General features: G+C 62.8%; 18 protein-coding genes. 12 read left to right on the top strand and 6 right to left on the bottom strand.

Translation table 11 applies throughout. The features are described 5' to 3' along the window. Positions 1–61: 61 nt before the first annotated feature. From G4O04_02020 to G4O04_02000, 5 genes are all read left to right on the top strand, one after another. Positions 62–331 carry a co-chaperone GroES gene (locus G4O04_02020; protein HEY57314.1) on the top strand — a complete coding sequence of 90 codons (270 nt, stop codon included), beginning with the start codon at positions 62–64 and terminating at the stop codon, positions 329–331. Positions 332–457: 126 nt separating this feature from the next. After that, entirely contained in the window at positions 458–1,450 is a 993-nt protein-coding gene (trxB, locus tag G4O04_02015) for a thioredoxin-disulfide reductase (protein ID HEY57313.1), read from the top strand. Positions 1,451–1,530: 80 nt separating this feature from the next. Continuing rightward, positions 1,531–2,460, top strand: a complete 930-nt coding sequence (gene trxB, locus G4O04_02010) for a thioredoxin-disulfide reductase (GenBank protein HEY57312.1) — start codon at positions 1,531–1,533, stop codon at positions 2,458–2,460. Between the two features lie 110 nt (positions 2,461–2,570). Then, a complete protein-coding gene (gene mdh, locus G4O04_02005; GenBank protein HEY57311.1) occupies positions 2,571–3,521 on the top strand; it encodes a malate dehydrogenase in 951 nt (316 codons plus the stop codon). A 61-nt stretch (positions 3,522–3,582) separates the two neighbouring features. Then, positions 3,583–4,890, top strand: coding sequence for a citrate (Si)-synthase (locus G4O04_02000; protein ID HEY57310.1), 1,308 nt, complete (start codon positions 3,583–3,585; stop codon positions 4,888–4,890). 147 nt (positions 4,891–5,037) lie between these two features. On the opposite strand, the gene G4O04_01995 is transcribed toward G4O04_02000, so the two are convergent. After that, positions 5,038–6,168, bottom strand: coding sequence for a LysM peptidoglycan-binding domain-containing protein (locus G4O04_01995; GenBank protein HEY57309.1), 1,131 nt, complete (start codon positions 6,166–6,168; stop codon positions 5,038–5,040). An 87-nt stretch (positions 6,169–6,255) separates the two neighbouring features. On the opposite strand from G4O04_01995, the gene G4O04_01990 reads away from it, so the two are divergent. From G4O04_01990 to hisS, 5 genes are all read left to right on the top strand, one after another. Next, entirely contained in the window at positions 6,256–7,029 is a 774-nt protein-coding gene (locus G4O04_01990; protein ID HEY57308.1) for a ParA family protein, read from the top strand. Then, positions 7,022–8,206, top strand: a complete 1,185-nt coding sequence (locus G4O04_01985) for a hypothetical protein (GenBank protein HEY57307.1) — start codon at positions 7,022–7,024, stop codon at positions 8,204–8,206. The genes G4O04_01990 and G4O04_01985 overlap by 8 nt, the downstream gene beginning before the upstream one ends. 107 nt (positions 8,207–8,313) lie before the next feature. Further along, the gene (locus G4O04_01980; protein HEY57306.1) at positions 8,314–8,892 is read left to right on the top strand and encodes a TIGR00730 family Rossman fold protein; all 579 of its coding nucleotides are present in this window, start codon (positions 8,314–8,316) and stop codon (positions 8,890–8,892) included. A 2-nt stretch (positions 8,893–8,894) separates the two neighbouring features. Beyond that, positions 8,895–9,176, top strand: a complete 282-nt coding sequence (locus tag G4O04_01975; GenBank protein ID HEY57305.1) for a hypothetical protein — start codon at positions 8,895–8,897, stop codon at positions 9,174–9,176. 27 nt (positions 9,177–9,203) lie between these two features. Beyond that, the gene (gene hisS / locus G4O04_01970; protein ID HEY57304.1) at positions 9,204–10,478 is read left to right on the top strand and encodes a histidine--tRNA ligase; all 1,275 of its coding nucleotides are present in this window, start codon (positions 9,204–9,206) and stop codon (positions 10,476–10,478) included. 74 nt (positions 10,479–10,552) lie between these two features. Here the strand turns inward: hisS and G4O04_01965 are convergent, their stop codons facing one another. Continuing rightward, entirely contained in the window at positions 10,553–11,614 is a 1,062-nt protein-coding gene (locus tag G4O04_01965; GenBank protein ID HEY57303.1) for a CehA/McbA family metallohydrolase, read from the bottom strand. A 115-nt stretch (positions 11,615–11,729) separates the two neighbouring features. On the opposite strand from G4O04_01965, the gene secG reads away from it, so the two are divergent. Both secG and G4O04_01955 read left to right on the top strand, forming a co-directional pair. Further along, positions 11,730–11,954, top strand: a complete 225-nt coding sequence (gene secG / locus G4O04_01960; protein HEY57302.1) for a preprotein translocase subunit SecG — start codon at positions 11,730–11,732, stop codon at positions 11,952–11,954. A gap of 15 nt (positions 11,955–11,969) precedes the next feature. Continuing rightward, a complete protein-coding gene (locus tag G4O04_01955; GenBank protein HEY57301.1) occupies positions 11,970–13,709 on the top strand; it encodes a peptide ABC transporter substrate-binding protein in 1,740 nt (579 codons plus the stop codon). Between the two features lie 77 nt (positions 13,710–13,786). Here the strand turns inward: G4O04_01955 and G4O04_01950 are convergent, their stop codons facing one another. The 4 genes from G4O04_01950 to G4O04_01935 all read right to left on the bottom strand — a co-directional run bounded on the left by G4O04_01950 (position 13,787) and on the right by G4O04_01935 (position 19,885). Next, positions 13,787–16,222: a tetratricopeptide repeat protein gene (locus tag G4O04_01950; GenBank protein HEY57300.1), complete on the bottom strand. Its 2,436-nt coding sequence runs from the start codon at positions 16,220–16,222 to the stop codon at positions 13,787–13,789. A gap of 37 nt (positions 16,223–16,259) precedes the next feature. After that, complete coding sequence (locus G4O04_01945; protein ID HEY57299.1) at positions 16,260–17,309, bottom strand: bis-aminopropyl spermidine synthase family protein; 1,050 nt, start codon at positions 17,307–17,309, stop codon at positions 16,260–16,262. Positions 17,310–17,479: 170 nt separating this feature from the next. After that, positions 17,480–18,937 (bottom strand): extracellular solute-binding protein, encoded by a 1,458-nt coding sequence (locus tag G4O04_01940; GenBank protein HEY57298.1) that lies wholly within the window; start codon positions 18,935–18,937, stop codon positions 17,480–17,482. 84 nt (positions 18,938–19,021) lie between these two features. Next, positions 19,022–19,885, bottom strand: coding sequence for a carbohydrate ABC transporter permease (locus G4O04_01935; GenBank protein ID HEY57297.1), 864 nt, complete (start codon positions 19,883–19,885; stop codon positions 19,022–19,024). Between the last annotated feature and the right edge of the window lie 2 nt (positions 19,886–19,887).

The following is a 19,887-nucleotide window of genomic DNA, read 5'->3' as shown; positions in this document are numbered from 1 at the left end:
TGATCTGCATCTCAATAAAAGGAAACTCTACATCGAGGAGGTACACATGGCTGAGAAGACTTTGAAGGTCAAACCCTTGGGTACTCGCGTATTGGTCCGCCCTGAAGAGGAAGAACTGCGCACCAAGAGCGGTATTCTGCTGCCGGAGACGGCCAAAGAGAAGCCCCAGATGGGCGTGGTCGTCGCCATCGGTGACGAGGAAGAAGATATCAAGGTGAAGGTGGGGCAGAAGGTGCTCTTCCCCAAATACACGGGCACCGAGATCAAGATCGACGGTGAAGAACATTTGATCATGGATTCCGACGATATCCTGGCGATTGTGGAAGAGTAAGGCACAGGATCAGCGGCTCAAGGCGTTTTTGGAACGGGTTGGGGTAAGTCGAGGGGTGGCTGCAGGTAGCCACCCCTCGACCGGCCCGAGGTTCGGGTAAGGCAAGCAGATCACCAGGAGGTGGCTATGTTTCAATTGAATGTCGGTGGAAACACGCAGGCAGATGCCAGCAAGGTGTACGACCTGTTGGTGGTGGGGGCCGGGGCGGCCGGATTGACGGCGGCCATTTATGCCAGCCGTGATGGGTGGCAGACGCTGGTGCTGGAGCGGGAAACCACGGGAGGCCTGGCCGCCACCACGCATTTGATCGAAAACTACCCGGGCTTCCCTGAGGGGATCGACGGCTCGGAGTTGATGGAAAAGTTTGTGGCTCAGGCCAAGCGCTTTGGCGCCGAAATCGTGGAATTCGAAGAGGTGACCGGCCTGCGCAAGCGGGAAGACGGCATCTTCGAGGTCACCACCAGCGACGGGCAGGTGTTCAAAGGTCGCACCGTCGTCCTGGCCACGGGTAGCCGGCCAAAGAAACTGGGCATCCCTGGCGAGGCGGAGTTCACCAACAAAGGCGTTTCCTATTGCGCCACCTGCGACGGCCCGCTGTACAAGGACCAGGATGTGGTGGTCATCGGCTGCGGGAATTCGGGCTTGCAGGAAGCCCAGATTTTGCTGGAATACGCCAAGTCGGTGACCTTTGTGGAATTCCTCGACCACTCCATCGCTGAGAAGGTGCTCCGCGACCGGGTGATGAACCATCCCAAGGTCAAGTGCTACTTCTCCCACATGGCCGTGGAGATCAAGGGAAGCGACTTCGTCGAGGCGGTCGTGATCAAGGACCGCGAGACGGGTGAACTGAAGGAGCTCCCCACCAAGGCGGTGTTCATCTATGTGGGTTACCAGCCCTATACTGACTTCGTCAAGGGCGTGGTGGAACTGGATGAGCGCGGGTACATCGTCACCGACCGGCACATGCGCACCAATGTGGAAGGAGTCTTCGCGGCCGGGGATGTGCGCTCGGGTAACCTAGCCCAGGTGGCGGTGGCCGTGGGCGATGGGGCCAAGGCGGCCATTGCGGTGCGGGAGTACCTGCAGGCCCATCCTGAGTTGATGGCCATCGAGGCCTGACCATGGAGAAAGCACAAAGCGGCGCTTCGGTCAATGAGGCGCCGCTTTATCTTCTTCCGCAGAAGGATTAGGCACTTGTTATGGAAAGGCGACAGGTGGTGATTTTGGGCTCGGGTCCGGCTGGGCTGACGGCGGCGCTCTACGCGGCGCGGGCCGAACTGGCCCCTCTGGTCATCGCCGGGCCGGACTTGGGCGGTCAGGTTTCCCTGACCCACATCGTGGAGAACTACCCGGGCTTTCCCGAGGGGGTGGGGGGGCAAGAGTTGGTGCAGCGGCTGAAGGACCAGGCTGAGCGCTTTGGGGCAGAGATTCGCCTGGATATGGCCACGGCGGTGGGTTTGCGGCGGCGACCGTTTCGTATAGTCGTCCGGGGGGGCGAGGTGGAGGCCCGGGCGTTGATCATCGCCACGGGGGCCGCCCCCCGGCGCCTGGGTGTCCCCGGCGAGGAGGACCTGGTGGGCATGGGCGTGTCCTACTGCGCCACCTGTGACGGTCACTTCTTCAAAGGGATGGAGGTGGTGGTCATCGGCGGGGGCGACAGCGCCCTGGAAGAGGGGCTTTTCCTGACCCGGTACGCCACCCAGGTCACCATCATTCATCGGCGGAAGCAGTTGCGCGCCGGGCCGTTGCTGCAAAAGCGGGCCCGGAACCACCCCAAAATCCGGTTCTTGTTCAACAAGGTGGTCACCGAGATCCTGGGTGAAGATGTGGTCGAAGGGGTGCGACTGCGCGATGTGGTGTCGGGCGAGGAGCAGGTGTACCCTACCGCCGGGGTCTTCATCTTCATCGGTCACGAGCCGAACACCGCGCTTTTCCACGAGCAGTTGGCCCTGGACGAGCGGGGATATGTGAAGGTGGATGCCTACACCCGCACCAGCGTGCCTGGCGTGTTCGCCGCGGGCGAAGTGGCCGATCCGCGCTATCGACAGGTCATCACCTCGGCCGGCATGGGGGCGCAGGCGGCCATGGAGGTGGTGCATTTTCTGAGCGCAGAGGCCGGGGAATCCTGAATCGTCCAGAATTTGTGACAATTGGCACTTGTCAAGAAGCCAAATAGGTATATAATTAGAAATGGGTATTTGCTCTGAGCAGCCTCAGGCGCTCTCAGCGCTATCTTGCGATGGAGGAGGTTTTTATGGCCAAGGTTTCTATTATCGGTGCTGGCATGACGGGCTCGACCACGGCCCATTGGTTGGCCGAGCGCGAGATTGCCGATATCGTCTTGGTGGATATCGTGGAGGGCATGCCTCAGGGGAAGGCGTTGGATTTGCAGGAGGCCATGCCGGTCGTCGGCAAAGATGTCACCATTGTGGGGAGTAATGATTACGCGGCCACCAAAGGTTCGGACATCGTGATCATCACCGCCGGTTTGCCGCGCAAGCCGGGGATGAGCCGCGACGACTTGCTGACCACCAATGCCAAGATCGTGGCCGATGTGGCCCGCAAGACCCTGGAGCAGTCGCCGGACGCCATCTACATCGTGCTCACCAATCCGCTGGATGTGATGACCTACCTCACCTGGAAGGTCACCGGGCTGCCTGCTTACCGGGTCATGGGGCAGGCGGGCATTCTGGACTCGGCCCGTATGCGCGCTTTCGTCGCCATGGAAACCGGCGTCAGCGTGGAGAATATCCACTGCTATGTGCTGGGTGGCCATGGTGATAGCATGGTGCCGCTCACCCGTCACTCCAACATCGCCGGTGTGCCCTTAGAAAAGTATCTCCCCAAGGACAAACTGGACGCTATCGTGGAGCGCACCCGCAAGGGCGGTGGCGAGATCGTCAGCCTGCTCAAGAAAGGGAGCGCCTTCTACGCGCCGGCCGCGGCGCTGGCTCAGATGACCGAGGCCATCTTGAAGGACAAGCACCTCATTGTCCCGGCCACGGTCTATCTGAACGGCGAGTATGGCGAAAAGGACATCTTCATCGGCGTGCCGGCCATGTTGGGCCGCAAGGGCGTGGAGAAGGTGATCGAGTACGACCTCAACGAGGAGGAAACGGCGGCTTTCAAGAAGTCGGTGGCCCATGTGCGCACCAATGTCGCCAAGTTGACCGAGTTTGGCCTGATTTAGCCCTTTGGGGGAAGGAAAAATCCTTCCCCCATCATTTTGCCTCGGATGGAAGGAGGAGTCTATGTTGCTGAAGGAACGGCTTGCTGCCGAGATCCCCGCATGGCGTGAGCGCCAACGGAAGTTGGCCAAGGAGTACGGTGATGTGGTCGTGGACCAGGTGCATGTCCGCCAGATTTTGGGCGGGATGCGCGGCCTGAAGGTGTTGGTCACCGATATTTCCTATGTGGACCCGTATGAGGGCATCCGCTTCCGTGGGCACACTATCCCCGAAGTGTTGGAGAAGTTGCCCAAGCCCTCCGACGGTGATATGCCCTATGTGGGCGGCCTGTACTGGCTGCTGTTGACGGGCGATTTCCCTACCAAGGAAGAGGCCCTGTCGGTGGAGGCAGAGTGGAAGAAGCGGATGGCCCTGCCGCAGCATGTGTTTGATGTGTTGCGGGCCTTCCCCAAAGAGTCCCATCCCATGACCATGTTCTCCGCCGCGGTGCTGGCGCTGCAGCCGGAATCGGTTTTCGCCAAGCGTTACAAAGAGGGCTTGAAGAAGACCGATTTCTGGGACCCCATGCTGGAAGACGCCTTGAGCCTGACGGCCAAGTTGCCCGCCATCGCGGCCTTCATCTACCGGCTGAAGTACAAGGATGGCAAGTTCATCGAGCCGGATCCTGACCTGGATTGGGGGGCCAACTTTGCCCACATGATGGGCGTGGAGGACCCCAAGTACAAGAACCTTAGCCGCCTGTACTTCATCCTGCACTCGGACCACGAGAGCGGCAATGTGAGCGCTCACACCACCTACTTGGTGGCTTCGGCCCTCTCCGACATTTACTACGCCTTCTCCGCGGCGATGGATGGCCTGGCGGGCCCGTTGCACGGCCTGGCCAACCAGAACTGCCTCTACTGGCTGAAGGGCGTGATGGACAAGTTCGGCGGCGTGCCCACCCACGAGCAGATGCGCCAGTACGCCTGGGACACCCTGAACAGCGGTCAGGTGATCCCCGGATACGGCCATGCCGTGTTGCGCCGCACCGACCCCCGCTACAAGGCGCAGTTCGAATTTGCCCTGGAGCACATGCCCGAAGACCCCTTGTTCCAGACGGCCAAGGTGGCCTACGAGGTCATCCCCGAGGTGCTCAAGGAGCACGGCAAGGCCAAGAATCCGTGGCCCAATGTGGACGCCCTCAGCGGTACCCTGCAGCAGCACTACGGGGTCACCGAGTCGGACTTCTACACGGTGATGTTCGGCGTGGGCCGCGCGCTGGGCGTGACGGCCAATGTGGTTTGGGCCCGTGCTCTGGGCCATCCCATCGAGCGCCCCAAGTCGGTCACCACGGCCATGCTGGAAGAGGCCGTCAAGGAGGCCCAGGGCTAATCCGGACCCTGGGAAAAAGGCAGCAGACCACCGGGACGGTGCCGTCCCGGTGGTTTTCTTTTTGGGCCCAACAAGGGACGAAAAAGCGGGCGCAGGATGGTTTGTTTCCTGCGCCCGCCGGGTCTTGATGTCGAATCGAGGGGGGTACTAAGGGGACGGCGTGGGGGTCGCCGCCGGGGCCACGCCGACCCAGGCAAAGGTGCGGGATTCGCTGCGTGCACCGGCCGGCGTCCAGATGGGGTTGCCGTTCTCGTCGGTGCCCGTCTGGCGCACGGTGACCACCCACCAGCGGAAGACATGCGGCTTGCTTTCCGTGGGGCGGAAGTCGTTGGGCACGATATACTTCGTATCGGTGACATAGGCCACCAGCTTGCGCCCCCGGTCGGCGGTCACATCCTCGACGGTGACGGCATACGCTTCGTTGTCCCGCAGTTCGCCCACCGAGGCCCACTGCAGTACCACGGCTTCGTCGGCCAGGGTGAACACCGCGCCGTCCACAGGCAACAGCAGGCTGGGCGCCGGATACGGCGGCGGCGGCGTGGGCGTGGGCGTGGGCCCTGGAGTGGGGTTGCGCTCACATAGTGGAATGATCAACTTTTGTCCGAAGAACACCTGGTCGCCCACCAGACCGTTGTAGCGGCGGATGGCGTCCATGGGCACACCGTAATTCAAAGCGATGCTGCTCAGCGTGTCGTTTTCCTTGACCTCGTAGATGACCCGGTCGCAGGCCTGCTTGGTGGCCTCGGCAGGGCTGAGCGTGCCGGTAGGCTGAGGCGAAGGGGTGGGGGTGGGTTGCGGGATGAGCAACTTCTGCCCAACGAAGAGGGTGTCGCAGGCTGCGGGCAGATTGTTCAGCAACACCAGGCTGCGCACCGAGATGCCGAAAGCCAGCGCGATGCTGGAACAGGTGTCGCCGGCTTTGACTTCATAGATGAACGGCGTTGGCGAGGGCAGGGGCGTGAAAGTGGGAGTGGGGGTCACCGGCGTGGGCGTCAGCGTGGGGCTGGGGGATGGCGTCGCCGAAGGGATGGGGGTGGGTTCGGCGATGCGGTTCATCTGGCTCAGGGCGAAGTACACCATCCCGGCGCCCAGGGCAACGAAGAAAGCCAGCATCGCCAGGGCCAGGGGCAGGCTCAGCGTCACTTCGGGGAAACGCCCCGGCTTGAGTTGCGGCGTGCCTTCACCCGCAGTGAAGGCCGTGCCGCAAACCGGACAACGGGTGGCCGTTGCCGGAATACGCGTACCACAAGTTGGGCAAATTTTTGTGTTTTCACTCATAGGCAAGTTCTCCAGTTTGGCGCGCCGATTATACCATGGGCTTCCCGCTCAGTTGACTTGGGCTCCAATCTCCTCTATACTCAAAGCGTGACGCATGTATGGGTGATCGCCAATCAGAAAGGCGGAGTCGGGAAATCCACCCTGGCGGCCAACCTGGGCGCCGCCCTGGCCGAACGGGGAATCGTGACCCTGTTGGTGGACCTGGACCCTCAGGGCGCGTTGACCAGCACCTTTGGGCTGGACCCTTACCATGGGGACGGTTCTGTGGCCCAGGTTTTGGCGCAGCCCGGGCCGCAAGGGCGCGAAGCGGTGAAAAGGGTGCGACCGGGGTTGTTCCTCCTCCCCGCCCATCGGGATTTGTTGCTGTTGGAGTATCGGTTGCTTTCCCAACCGGATCGGGTGACGCGCCTGAAGCGGCATCTGCCCGGGGTGATGCCGGAGGGCGTGGAAGTGGTGCTTTTGGACACCCCGCCCAATTTGGGGGTGCTGACGGCCAACGCCCTGGTGGCGGGGACCCATCTGCTCATCCCGGTGGCCGCCGAGTATCTGGCCATGCGGGGCGTGCGCCTGCTGTTGGAGGCCGTGCGGCGGGTCCAGGCGCGCCTGAATCCCCATCTGCGCCTGCTGGCTCTGGTGCCCACCAGGGTGCAGCGGGGGTCCGTGTACGCCGAGACCGCGGTGGCCGAGATGCGGCGCGTGTTTGGCGCGCGGGTGACCCGCACCACCATTCCGCTGGATGAGAGCGTGGCCGTGGCCCCGGCGGCCCGCAAAACGGTGTTGGGGTATCGTCCGGAGTCGCCGGCGGCCCGTGCCTTTCGCATGTTGGCCGACGAGTTATGGCAGGAGGTGAGCCGTGTCTGAAGAGAACCCCCTGGAAGGCGCTGGGCGCGAGATGGTGCCTGAGGAGATGCTGGAGGAGGTGCCGGCCGCCAAAGAGCCGACGCCAGCGGCGGAAAAGGAGGCCTTGCCTTCCGCTTTGACCCCCGAAGAAGTGGTGGCCCATGTCGGCGGCGTGGAAGGTGAAGCGTTTCCGGAAGGCCCGCCCCCGGCCGAGGAGGACAAGGGAATGGGGGCCATGGAACCGCTGTTGCCCCCTGAGGTCCTGGGCGAGACGGCCGGCCCACAAGCCGAGGTGCCTTTGCCGCCGCCCGAGGCCATGCGGGGCGCCCCTGTGTTCACCTCGGCGGCCCTGGAGGCGCCGGGACCGGTGGGGCCTTCGCAACCGCCGCCCCTCGGCGAACCGGTGCCCCCTTCTCCGGAAATGGTCAAGCAGTTGGTGCCCTTGCAAAGGGTACAGGAACTCTGGGACCGGGTGGACAACTTGCATCAGAGCGTCAAGAAGGAGATCAGCAGCCTCCCCCTGGCGCGGCGGTTGCTGGACGATTTGCAGGCGGCGCGCAACTATCTGATGGCCGGCCTGGAGTATTACGAGGAGGCCGAGCGCCTGCTCAACGAGGTGGATTATCGGGTCGCCTTAGCTCGCCGTGTCCGGGAATGGTCGTACACCATAGGCGTACGCCTGCTGTTTTACGAGTTGGCGTGGGTGGTGGTGTTGGCTGTGGGGATGTTCTTCCTCCCCTGGGTGATCTATCGAGTGGGACCTTCGTTGGGATATTCCCCGAATGCGATGGCCGGCCCGCAAAGCGTCCTGTGGCTGGTGGTGGCGCTGAAAAGCGTGATTTGGGGAGGCCTGGGAGGCGTCACCGGGGCGTTGTATGCGCTCTGGCGCCATGTGGCCCGCGAGCAGGATTTCGACAAACAATACACCATGTGGTACATCACCAACCCCATCATGGGGCTGGCTTTGGGCGCGTTCGTCTATCTGGTCATCCAGGCCGGATTGTTTTCGTTGACGGCCAGCGCCCAGCAGAACATCACCTCGGCGGCCATGGTGTTCGTGCTGGCCTGGGTTACAGGCTTTCAGCAGAATGTGGCCTACGATATGGTGCGCCGCATTTTGCAGTTGTTCCGTATTGAGGAAAAGCCCCCGGCGGTGGAAACTTCCGGCAGCCCGGCCACGCCATCCCGCTTGCGTTAGGATGAGACGGGGATGGCGGTAAGTTGGGCGAGAAAAGCGTGCCTGACTTGCCGCCATCCCTTGGGGATGGTGGTAGAATTGCGCTCATGGAAAAGGCAGAAACTCCATTGCAGCGCATTTGTGTGTTTTGTGGCTCGGCCGACGAGGTGGACGAAAGGTTCTATCAGGCGGCACGGGCGCTGGGCCGTGCGTTGGCACAGCGCGGCTTTGTTTTGGTTTACGGCGGGGGGAGCACCGGACTGATGGGCGTCGTGGCCGACGGCGCTCTGGAAAAGGGCGGCGAGGTCATCGGGGTGATCCCGGAGCATTTCAACACACCCCGTTTAGCGCACCAGGGGCTTTCCCGCCTGGAGGTGGTGCCCGACATGCACGCCCGCAAGGCCCGCATGGCGGCCTTGAGCGATGCCTTCATTGCTCTCCCCGGGGGTTTTGGCACGATGGAGGAACTTTTTGAGGTGCTCACCTGGGCCCAAATCGGCCTGCACACCAAACCCATTGGGCTGCTCAATGTCCAGAGCTACTTCGACGCCTTGCTGGCGTTCATCCGGCGGGCGCGCGCCGAGGGCTTCCTCTACGACGAGCATGAGCGGTTGTTCGTCGTGGCCGAGGAGCCGCAATCGTTGCTGGACGCCATGGTGGGTTACCGCCATCCCGGTGGAGTGGCGCGTTGGCTCAGGCAGGAGTAGCCATGTCCTGCTGGGAGGATGTGCGGACCGCCGTCTTTTCGTTCATGTTTGGCGCCGCCCTCTCCTGGGTGGCGGTGCCCTATCTCCTGCGACGCCGCCAGAGCATGACGCAGATGCTGGCGCTGGATTTGTACCTGGACCTGGTGGGCCTGACGCCGATTCCCCCCAGCCGACGCCTGTGGCTGTTGCCCTATGTGGTGCCCCAGATCCTTTCCTGGCACCGCCGCTGGCGTTTGTGGGATGACTCGCTGGAGATGGCGAACCCGGGGCACATCGGGCATTAAGTTTGCATGGAGGTCAGGAGCGGGAAGATGAGCAAAAAGGTGATCGCTTCCGTCAAAGGCACCCGGGATTTTTATCCGGAACGGATGGCCGTGCGTTCGTGGCTGTATGCCCAGATGCGTGCTGTATCCGAGGCCTTTGGCTATCAGGAGTACGATGGGCCGGCGTTGGAACCTCTGGCCCTTTACGCCGCCAAGTCGGGCGAGGAACTGGTCCAAGAACAGGCCTTCGTCTTTCCCGATCGTAGCGGGGAACTCATTGCCCTGCGCCCGGAACTGACGCCCACTTTGGCCCGGATGGTGGCCCAAAAGCAGGGGCAGTTGCGGTTTCCGCTGCGTTGGTGGTCTTTTGGCCCCTTTTGGCGCTATGAGCGACCGCAGCGCGGACGGGCCCGCGAATTCTTCCAGTGGAACATCGACATGATTGGCGTAAACTCGCCTGAAGCCGACGCCGAGTTGGCCGCTATTGGGGCCGCGTTTTTCCGTCGGGTGGGGTTGACCCCCGAGGAGGTCCAGATTTTGGTGAACAACCGCCGGTTGATGGATGCTCAACTGGAGAGGCTGGGCATCCCTCCTGAAGGGCGGGGGCAGGTTTTCCGGCTCATCGACCGCAAGGAGAAGATGAAGCCTCCGGCCTGGGAGGCTTATGCGCGGGATTTGGGTCTGGATGGCGAACAAATCCAGGGCCTGTACCGGCTGCTGGAAAACGAAGGGCTGTGGGAGACCTCTGAGGAGTTGGTGCGGTTCTTCCGTGCCTGCGAGGCCCTGGGGGCGCGGGAGTACATCCGCTTTGCGCCGTACATCATTCGCGGGTTGGACTATTACACCGGCACGGTGTTTGAAGCACGGGACACGCAAGGCGAGTTCCGCGCCATTTTGGGGGGCGGGCGCTACGACAATCTGGTGGCCGATGTGGGCGGCGCGCCCTTACCGGGCGTGGGCTTTGCCATGGGCGATATGGTGATCACCCTGGTACTGGAGAAGTACGGACGGCTGCCCGATTTAAGCGCTCACCCCGCGCCGGTGCTGGTCACCGTGTTCGATGAGGCGCATTTGTTGGTCGCCTACCGTTTGGGGGCCGAGTTGCGGGAGGCCGGGTTGAATGTGACGACCTATCCCGAACCGGCCAAATTGGGCAAGCAGTTCAAGTTTGCCGACCGGTTGGGGATGAAGGTGGCCCTGGTGCTCGGCCCCGACGAGTTGGCGCAGGGGGTGGTGACGGTGAAAGATTTGCGCACGGGCGAACAGGTCGCCGTGCCGCGCGCCGAGGTGGCGCAGCGGGTGCAGGCGCTGCTGGCAGGGTGAGCGGCGTCCCAGGAGCACTTGGGCCAAAACGCAAGCCGCCACCAATCCGTCGGTGGCTTTTTCGTGTGCCCTGGTTATTCGACATAAATGGGGTTGCTGATGATCCAGGTACGCCTGCGCCCCCAACGAAAGAGGAACATCTCCAGCCAGTAGGCCCCCGGTCGCGTGGCTGTGTAGGCCATAACTTCGTGATTCTTCCAGGTCTGGATGACCTCGGCGTAGCGTCGGAGACGGATTTCGGCTTTGCGGGGCAGGCGGGCTTTCAGCGTGACGCCGCCGTTGAGCGGCAGGCTCTCGCCGGGGAACGCTTCCTGCCCTTGCCCCTGGCCGGTGAAGCGAAAACCCCGGGCCTCGGCGAGCAGATCGTTGGCCAAAAAAGCGCGCCCCTGACGCAACGCGGCGTAAACCCGTCCCCGGTCGGTGCTCAGGTCGCCGCTCAGGGGCTCGGGCAGCAGCAGGTGGGTGTTGACGGCCCGGAAGTGCCACTCGTAAGGAAAGAGCACTTTGCGCACCGGCCCCAGGCGCTTATGCAGCGCGTGGGCGTCGGACCCGGCCACGGCGACCACCTTTTGGCCGGCGGCCAGCAGGCTGGTCCACCGTTCCAAGGCTTCGGGATACGGCCCCTGGGCGATCTGGTGGAACTGGAAGGTGTAGTACAGAGCGTGGGCCCAACTGCGCAAGTGCCCTTTGAATTCGCTCATGGCGTTCCAGAGTTCGAGGCCGTGGTAGCCGGTCACCTCCCAGTCCACCCAGGAGATGTCGGGCTCGTGGAAGGTGGGCGCGGCGGGGTCGTGAGGATGGGCGATGAAGGCCAGCCCCCCGGCCTGGTTGACAGCGTCCAGTAGACGCTGCGGGTCGTCCGCCAGGGGGGCCATCTCCCGCTGGGCGCCGAAAACCAGCAAGTGGTTCTTTTGGGGCTGCCGGGTGCGGTCGTGAACCTCTTCCCCTACCAGCAGCAGCACTTTGTGGTTGCCGTTGGCATAGTATCCCTCCACGCCATCGACCCACACATTGTGATCCGTGACCAGGAGGACATCGACGCCCGCCTTCCAGGCCGCCCTGGCCAGATCCCGGTGCAGACCGGTGCCGTCAGAGTAGCGGGTGTGCATGTGCAGATTGAGGACAATTTCGTGCATGACGCTTCCCTGGTGGAGTGCCTGTTTGACGATTTACCTGGGCAGCGGTATAATCCGCCGCGTACCTCTCACGGCCCGAAGCCGTGAATTCTTGCGCACGACATGGGAGGTTGCTTTGGAAACTTATTTGAACCTGGCCTTGATTATAACTTCAATTGCCCTGATCGTGAGTGTGGTTTTGCAAAGCAAAGGCGCCGGTTTGGGGGGCTTGACGGGGGGCGACATGGGCACCTTTGCGACCACGCGGCGTGGCCTGGAGAAAACCCTGTTCAACATCACCATTGCCTTGAGCGTGATTTTCTTCTTGCTGGCCATTGCCTCGGTCATCGTGGTCGGGTAGGCGTTTTTGGCTTCTATGGACACTCAAAAGAGTTTGTGGCAGCGCTTTCGGGTGCTGGTGGTGCTGGCTGTGGTCGCGCTGGTGGTCGTGGGGGCGTTGCTCTGGCAGCAACAAAGCCGCGAACAGCCCCTGCCCGGCGGAAACCCGGCCCTGGCCCCGACCCCGGTGAGCGGTGGGCATTACATCGAAGCCCTGGTGGGGCAGCCTGCCCGTTTCAATCCTCTGCTCGACGGCTATAACCGCGTGGATCGGGATGTGGATCGGTTGCTCTACTGCTCCCTGATCCGTTTTGACAGCCGGGGCGTGCCCCAAGGCGCTGTGGCCGAGTCGTGGGGGATTTCTCAAGACGGCACGATCTACAATTTCGCCCTGCGGGATGGCGTGACCTGGCACGATGGTCAGCCTGTCACGGCGGAAGATGTGGTGTTCACCGTGGAGTTGATGCGCAACCCCGCGCTGCCCGTCCCAACCGATGTGCGGGCTTTCTGGTCCGAGGTGGAGGTGGAGCCCTTAGGCGATGGGCGCACCATCCAGTTCCGTTTGCCGGAGGCTTTTGCCCCTTTCCTCGATTACCTGACCTTTGGCCTGGTGCCCAAACATGTGTGGGCCAATGTGCCGCCGGAGCAAATCCCCGATTCCCCGCTGAATCTGCAGCCCCTGGGGTGTGGGCCCTACCAGTTTGACCATTTGCTGGTAGAGCACGAAGCGATTACCGGGGTCGTCCTGCGGGCCAACGAGTACTACTATTTGGGTCGGCCATACATTGACCAGGTGACTTTTCGCTATTACGCCTCGCCTCAAGAAGCCCTGCAGGCCTATCGGGCTGAGGAAGTGCTGGGTATTGATCGGATAACGCCGGACATTCTTGCTGCGACGCTGGCGGAGCCCAATTTGAACTTCTACACCGCCCGGTTGCCCAAACTGAGTTTGATTTTGTTCAATCTGCAGAACTCCGAGGTGCCGTTCTTCCAGGACCCTGTGGTCCGCCGCGCTCTGTATCGAGGGCTGAATCGCCAGTGGATGGTGGATCGCATTCTGCAAGGGCAGGCGATTCTGGCCGACGGCCCGATTTTCCCGGGCACCTGGGCGTATTACGACGGGGTGCCCAGGGTGGCGTATGACCCCCAGGGGGCGGTGAGCCTGCTGCGGGAGGCGAAATACACTTTCCCCGAGGAGGGGGCCAAAGTGCGGGCCAAGGACGACCAGAAGTTGGCCTTTGATCTGGTCTATCCGGACGATGAAAAGCATCAGGCCCTGGCGGAAGCCATTCGGGAAGATTGGGCGGCGTTAGGTGTGGCGGTCAATCTGGTGCCAGTGGGGTACGGCCGGCTCATCAGCGACTACCTGGAGCCGCGCACCTATCAGGCAGCGTTGGTGGACCTGGATCTGAGCCGCACGCCGGATCCGGACCCCTATCCTTTCTGGCATCAGGCGATGATCACCGGGGGGCAGAACTACAGTATGTGGGATGACCGTCGGGCCAGCGAGTATCTGGAACAGGCGCGCACCACCCCCGACATGGCCCAGCGGATGAAGTTGTACCGCAACTTTCAGGTGTACTTCGCCCGTGAATTGCCGGCGTTGCCCCTCTTTTACCCCCTTTACACCTATGCCGTGGATGCCACAGTGCAGGGGATCCGGCTGGGGCCGGTGTTCGACTTGAGCGATCGTTTCAACGGAATTCACAAGTGGCACATGCAGGCCGCGCCGGCGTCCGTGCTCCCGACCCTGGAGGAGGGAACGACGACGCCATAACGGCGTGCGGGCAGCAAAGCAAACGCGCACGGAACACACAACCGCCGACGGACGATCCGTCGGCGGTCTGGTTTTGTTCAGGGGGCATACAGTTGCCGGTAGATGACGAAGGTTTCGTACACCCGCCGGATGTAATTCCGGGTTTGGGTGAAGGACACGGTTTCCAGGAAGATATCCGGGTCGTCGCCAGCGGTCTCCTGCCAGCGGAGGGCGTTGCCAGCGCCGCCGTTGTAAGCGGCCAGGGCGGCGAAGAGATCCCCGCCTAAAAAGTCCCGCTGACGGGCCAAGTAGTAAGCGCCGTAGGTCAGGTTGACTTTGGGGCGTTCCAGGTCTTCCTCGGTGAAGTCGGGAGGCCAGCCCAGTTGTTGGGCGATTTCCTCCCCGGTGCTGGGGATGATTTGCATGAGCCCTCGCGCCCCGGCGGAAGAGGTGACGAAAGGCTCGAACAGGCTTTCCTGACGGATGACGGCCAGGAGAAACAGGGGGTGGAAGTCGTAGGTTTGCGCCAGCGGCGCCACTAGGTCGGCGAAGAAGGGGCCAAAACGGAGGTGGGAGAAGTAATGGGGAGCGGAGAGCAAACGGGTTTCGGGCAGTCCGGCGAGGTCTAGCACCCCCCTGGCGGCAAAAGCGGCCACACGATAGGCCCCCAGGTCCAACGCGAATTTGCTCAGCCGGAGCAGTTGGGCCGGGTCGTCCTGGAGGTCGTTGCGCAGCGCCTCCAGTTCGCTGCGGGCTTCGGCGTATTTCCCTAACCGCCACAATTCGGCGGCGCGGAGGGTGCGCGGGTCGTCGAGTAGCACGCCCGGGGCGCTGAGATCCAGGTCCGCAGGGAGGGCGAAGGCCTCCCGCACCCATTGGGCGGCCTGGGCGTATTCGGCTTCCCAATCGACACCCAGGTTGTAGGTTTGCGGCGGGTCAAAAGGCGGGCGGCGGTGCAGCAGATCGCGGGCTCGTTCGCTGTAATAGGCGGTGGGGGCGGCAGCCGCAGCCCGCTCCCAGGCGGTTTGGGCTTCCAGCGGTTGCTGGCCTGCCTGATACGCCTTGCCGATCCACAGGTACACCGCCGCCAGTTCTTCTGGTCCGGCAGTGTAGCCGGTGGCCCGCTGGAAGGTCTCTAAGGCTGCCTGCCAATCCCCCGTGCGATAGCGGAGCACGCCGGCCCGATAGAGGGCTTTGTAGGCGTAGGGCGTGCCCGGGTAACGAGCAGTTACTTCTTCCAGCAGGGCGATGGCGGCGTCCAGTTTTTTGGCGCGTTCCTGGATGAGGGCAGCATCGAAGAGGAACTCGGCCACGCGGGGGTGATTGGGAACCTGGTTGACGAAGCGCACCAGGGTTTGGCTGGCTTCCTGGTAGCGGTCCAGCCAGGCCCACAGCGTGTAAGCCGTTTGCTCCCAGGCCTCATCCCAGAGGGCGGCGTCGGGGAACTGTTCGATCAGTAGGTTCCAGGCGGCGAGGGCTTGTTCGGGCTTGCCCAGGGCCCGTTGAGCCAGCCCCTGGTAGTAGTAGGCCGCGGCGCGGTGGGAGCCCTGGGGTTGGGTGTTGAGATAGCGTTGCAGCGCCTCCACCGCCGGACCATACTGGTTGGCGTAGTAGTCCACCAGACCGCGCTGAAAGTCATCCACGGGCTGGTCGGCGTCCACCAGGGCGACCAGGCTCAGATAGGCCCCGTAGGCCGAGGGATAGTTGGTCACGGCGTCCTGGAAAGCGGCGTAGGCCTGGGCCGGATCGCCGGAACGAAGGTAGGCATCCCCTATGAGGTAATCCAGGTAGGCCAGCCGGTACACCTGGTGGGTGGAGAGGTAGAGTTGGCGGTAAAGCTCGATGGCTTTCGTGTAGTCCTCCTGCTGGTGATAGGCGCGCGCCATGCCGAGAAGGAGGCCGTACTCGCGCTCTGGAAGATGGGGGGCGTCCAGGGCGGCCTGGTAGGCCTGGACGGCGCCGGCGTAGTCCCCGGCGTTGAACAGGGCATCGCCGCGCCATTCGTGGATGTAGGCGTCGATGAAGCCGGGGCGGTTTTGGAGGTATTCCTGGTAGGCCTGGGCTGCCTCGGCCCAGCGACCCAGGACCGCATAGGTCTGCGCGATAAAGAAGGCGGCGTCGGCGCGGGCATCGTGTTCCTGGGGAAACCGCTGGACGACCTTGCGCAGCGTGGCCAGGGCCTCCACATAACGGCGGGCGTAAAGCAGGGCGCGCCCCTGCCCGACCAGCGCGCGGGCCTGGGTTTTGGGGTCGGCCTGGGCGTAAGCCAGTTGGTAGGCCTGCAGCGCTGCGTCCCAATCGCCGTAGAACAGTTGGCGCTGGGCCTCGCGTAGCCGATCAGGAATGAGGGTGGGTGTCGACGTGGGGGTGGCCGTAGGGGTGGGGGATGGGGTAGGCGTGTAGGTGGCCGTCGGCGTCGGGGTGGCCGTGGCGCTCCAGGGCAGGCTTTGTGCCGGCAGGTTGCAGCCCGCCAACCCAAAGAGGGCCGCCAGGAGGAGGAGCATCCCTGTGCAACGAATTTGGGAAAACGGCATCACGCCACCGTCCTTGCGTGTGGGACCTGCCCTACGCTCATTTGGGGGTAGCCCAACTTTCTTCGTCTTTGTACACCTGCTCGTCGATGATCCGCGGGCCTGTGACCACGGGGCGGGGCGTTTTCACCGCCTCAATACGGTAGAGCGCCGAGGTGTACCAGTTGTAGTCTACCTGGAGGCCCAGTTTCTGCACGATGGGGAGTTTCTCCTGGTAGCGGAAGAAGTTGGTCTCCCCTTCGTCGGGGTACACATTGAACCGGCGGCGGATGTCGGTGATGACGAACCCCATCCGGTGAATCATCTCCTGGATGGCTAGCCATTTCTTTCGGGAGGCTTCCAGGGTGGTCAACCCAAAGTATCCGGCACACCCCAGCCCTTTGAGGGTGGAGACGCCCCGGGAGAGGAATAACTCCAGCCCGGGCAAGGTTTCCACGGGGTCGGTGATGAACAAATCGTAGTGCCCCTGCCAGTGGGCCGGGAAGGCCTGTTGCACATCGTAAACCGCGGCCCCAATGGGCAAGCCCTGCGCCCTGGCGGTTTGATTGATGAAATCCACGATGCGCTGGTCGATGTCCACCACTGTGATGTGCTCGGGCAAACCGGTCAGCGCGGCGGCGAGGCTCAGCAGGTCGTCGTCGCCCACGATGAAAAGCCGGGTGCCGTTGAGGTCGCCCCGCTCGTGAATGAAAGCCAACCGGCGCACCACCCCCTCGGGGTCGATGTAGCCCTGATCGTAGGCCTCTGTCGCCGGGGGACGATGGCGGATCAACGCGCGGTAGCGTTTCAGCACCTCCTGATGGAAGGGGGCGAGCCGATAGCCTGTGCCCGCGCAGTGGGGGCAGCGCACGCCTTCTGCGGGGCGTAGGCCCTCGGCGGTCTGTTCCCCCTGCGGCGTAAGGCTGGCCTTGCCCTGCGCCACCCGGAGCAAGCCTTGTTCCTGAAGCGTCTGCCACACCTGCAGAAATTCGGGCAGGGAGCCATCCTGGGCGTCGATGAGCCGATAGGGGCTTTGTGGCCCCTGGCGCAGGCTTTGCAGGATTTGCTGGGCGATGCGTTGAAGAGCGCGATTCTTGGGGAAGACCTCCATGGTCACCTCGGCAGAGAGAGGGATGAGAAGCAACCGAGCAGGCCCCGCCGGGAACCCGCTCGGTCGCCACTGACGATGGGGAAAATATACCCTAAGGGGGCCATGGTGTCAAACAAAAAGACCTGCCAGGCAAAGCGCCTGGCAGGTCAGGGTTCTCCGCGCCCACGGGGTTAGTGGTATTCGGCGTAGAGGTCGTCGGCGGTCTTCTGGAGTTCTTCGAGCAGCGCAGGGATCTGGTCCTTGGTGAAGTCGTCGGCGAAGACCTGGCTGAGGCTGTCAAAGATGGCGCGGCGCACCGCGTTCCAGGAGGCATCCCGCGGCTCGAACTTCAGTTCGACCTCGCCGCCGAACACGGCGTTGAAGCCCGCGGCGTACTGCGGGTTCTCCTGCAGGTAATCCTTCAGGTATTCCACCGTGCTCTTGCGGGTGGGCAGGTAGCCGCTCACCTTGGCCCAGCGCGCCTGGTTCTCCGGCATGGTGAACCACTTGAGGAAGAGCCAGGAGGCGACCTCCTTCTCCGGGGTGGATTTGACCACGAAGAAGGACGGACCGTAGATGTCCATCACGGGCTTGTCACCCGCGGCGGGGAAGGGGATCAAAGTCCACTCGTCAGTGCTGCCGGCCTCCTGCATGGCCTTGGCCTGGTAGGGGATCCCGGCGATGCTGCTGGTGGTCACCAGGGCCTGGCGGGAAGCAAACTCGGGGTTGGGGTAGCGGTTCACGCCGGGCCAGGCGCAGCCGGCCTGCTTGAGGTCATAGAGGTACTCCAGGGCCTTCTGCATTTCGGGGGTGTTGAGGGTGTACTTGCCCTCGGCGTCCACGATGTCGCCGCCAAAGGCCCACACCCAGCCCGCGATGACCGAAGCACCGGCGTTGTAGATGTAGCCGCCCGTGCCGTCATTGTCGGGGTTGTCGTCGTTGTTGTTGGCCTCGGCCGCGGCGCACACCTGGGCCTGAAATTCTTCAGGGGTCATCGGCGGCTTGTCGAAGCCCAGTTCCTTGGCCCAGCCGGCGTTGTAGAACATGAACTGGCCGGAGCGCTGCGCCGGAATGCCCATGCGCTTGCCGTTGAGCACATCCTGATCCCAGAAAATGGGCAGGAAGTCGGCAACCTCGTCCTGGCTCAGGCCGAACACCGGGTCGTTGATGTAGGGGTTGAGGTCGGCGATGATCTCGCCCGCCTGATCCCAGGCCGCGGCTTGGTTCTGGTAGCCCACGGTGATGTTGGGCAGTTCACCCGATTGAATGGCGGCGTTCATCTTGTCGAACATGTCCCCGTAACCGCCCTGGTTCTCGGCGACGACGGTGATGCCCCACTCGTTGGTGGCGTTGAACTCGTCCACCAACTTTTGCAACTCCTCACCTGTGCCGCGGCTCCACACATGCCAGAAGGTGATGGTGACGCCCTGCAGGTCCTCGGGCTTCACCCCTAAGGTGGACTCGGGAGCCGCTTCGGTGGGGGCTTCTGTGGCCGCAGGGGCCTCGGTGGCGGCAGGGGCCTCGGTGGCGGCAGGGGCTTCCGTGGCCTTCGGGGCCTCAGGCGTCGGCGTGGCGCTCTTGCACCCCGTGAGGGCAAGAGGCAACACCAAGGCCACTAAGGCAAGCACAAAGAACCATTTGCGAGACATTTCGACCACCTCCTTGAGGGTTTGTGGGTTTGCCGGAAACCCGGCGATTACGGAACGGCGGTTTATAGTGTACCACCGAACGCCTCACCCTTTCAAGCCGCTGCGGGCGATGCTCTCGGTGAACTGACGCTGCGTGAGGAAGTAAAGGATCAAAATGGGCAAGATGGTGATCACCGAGCCGGCCATTTGCAGGTTGAGTTCGGAACCGGCTTCGTCGATGAAATTATACAAGCCCACGGCGATGGGGCGCCAATCGGGCGTGTTGGTCACCAGCAGCGGCCAGGCCAGGGCGTTCCACGAGCCGATGAAGGAGAGGACGGTGATCACCAAAATGGGCGCTTTGACCAGGGGCAGGGCCACATGCCAGAGAAATTGCCAGTGTCCGGCCCCGTCGATTTGGGCCGCATCGAACAAATCGTTCGGAATCTGGGCGAAAAACTGACGCAACAGGAAGATGCTGAACACGCTCCCCATGAAAGGGATGGTCAGTGCGGGCCAGTTGTTGACCCATTTGATGGGGCCGACCCGTCCCAGCCAGGTCACCGTCAGGAAGTTGGGGATGACCAACACCATGGCCGGGATCATCATGGTGCTCAGCAGGATGCCGAAGATGATGTCTCGCCCTGGAAAACGAATCCGGGCGAAGGCATAGGCGGCCAGCACGCTGAAGGTCAGTTCACCGGCCAGGGTGATCAGGGTGATTTGCACCGAGTTGACGAAATACTCGGAGAAGTTGGCCTCTTTCCAGGCCACGGCATAGTTGTGCCACTGGGGAACCTCGGGCAACAACCGTCCGTTGATGGCTTCCCCTAAGGTCATGAGAGAGGTGGAGAGCATCCACAAAAAGGGGAGCATGGCAATGACGGCCCCAAGGGCGAGGACGGCGTACATGAGGGTGCGGAGCATGGTGCGTTGAAGGCGATAACGCCACTGGGTTTTGGCAATCATGG

Source organism: Anaerolineae bacterium, from assembly GCA_011176535.1.
Classification (GTDB): Bacteria; Chloroflexota; Anaerolineae; order Anaerolineales; family DRMV01; genus DUEP01.
The sequence above is the reverse complement of the archived record's forward strand: the minus strand, read 5'-3'. Positions and strand labels throughout refer to the sequence as shown.

What these genes read in the sequence shown, in the direction of transcription:
- trxB (HEY57313.1), top strand. Translation starts at nt 458, where the DNA reads ATGTTTCAATTGAATGTCGGTGGAAACACGCAGGCAGATGCCAGCAAG.
- trxB (HEY57312.1), top strand. Translation starts at nt 1,531, where the DNA reads ATGGAAAGGCGACAGGTGGTGATTTTGGGCTCGGGTCCGGCTGGGCTG.
- mdh (HEY57311.1), top strand. Translation starts at nt 2,571, where the DNA reads ATGGAGGAGGTTTTTATGGCCAAGGTTTCTATTATCGGTGCTGGCATG.
- G4O04_02000 (HEY57310.1), top strand. Translation starts at nt 3,583, where the DNA reads ATGTTGCTGAAGGAACGGCTTGCTGCCGAGATCCCCGCATGGCGTGAG.
- G4O04_01995 (HEY57309.1), bottom strand. Translation starts at nt 6,168, where the DNA reads ATGAGTGAAAACACAAAAATTTGCCCAACTTGTGGTACGCGTATTCCG.
- G4O04_01975 (HEY57305.1), top strand. Translation starts at nt 8,895, where the DNA reads ATGTCCTGCTGGGAGGATGTGCGGACCGCCGTCTTTTCGTTCATGTTT.
- hisS (HEY57304.1), top strand. Translation starts at nt 9,204, where the DNA reads ATGAGCAAAAAGGTGATCGCTTCCGTCAAAGGCACCCGGGATTTTTAT.
- G4O04_01965 (HEY57303.1), bottom strand. Translation starts at nt 11,614, where the DNA reads ATGCACGAAATTGTCCTCAATCTGCACATGCACACCCGCTACTCTGAC.
- G4O04_01955 (HEY57301.1), top strand. Translation starts at nt 11,970, where the DNA reads ATGGACACTCAAAAGAGTTTGTGGCAGCGCTTTCGGGTGCTGGTGGTG.
- G4O04_01950 (HEY57300.1), bottom strand. Translation starts at nt 16,222, where the DNA reads ATGCCGTTTTCCCAAATTCGTTGCACAGGGATGCTCCTCCTCCTGGCG.
- G4O04_01945 (HEY57299.1), bottom strand. Translation starts at nt 17,309, where the DNA reads ATGGAGGTCTTCCCCAAGAATCGCGCTCTTCAACGCATCGCCCAGCAA.
- G4O04_01940 (HEY57298.1), bottom strand. Translation starts at nt 18,937, where the DNA reads ATGTCTCGCAAATGGTTCTTTGTGCTTGCCTTAGTGGCCTTGGTGTTG.
- G4O04_01935 (HEY57297.1), bottom strand. Translation starts at nt 19,885, where the DNA reads ATGATTGCCAAAACCCAGTGGCGTTATCGCCTTCAACGCACCATGCTC.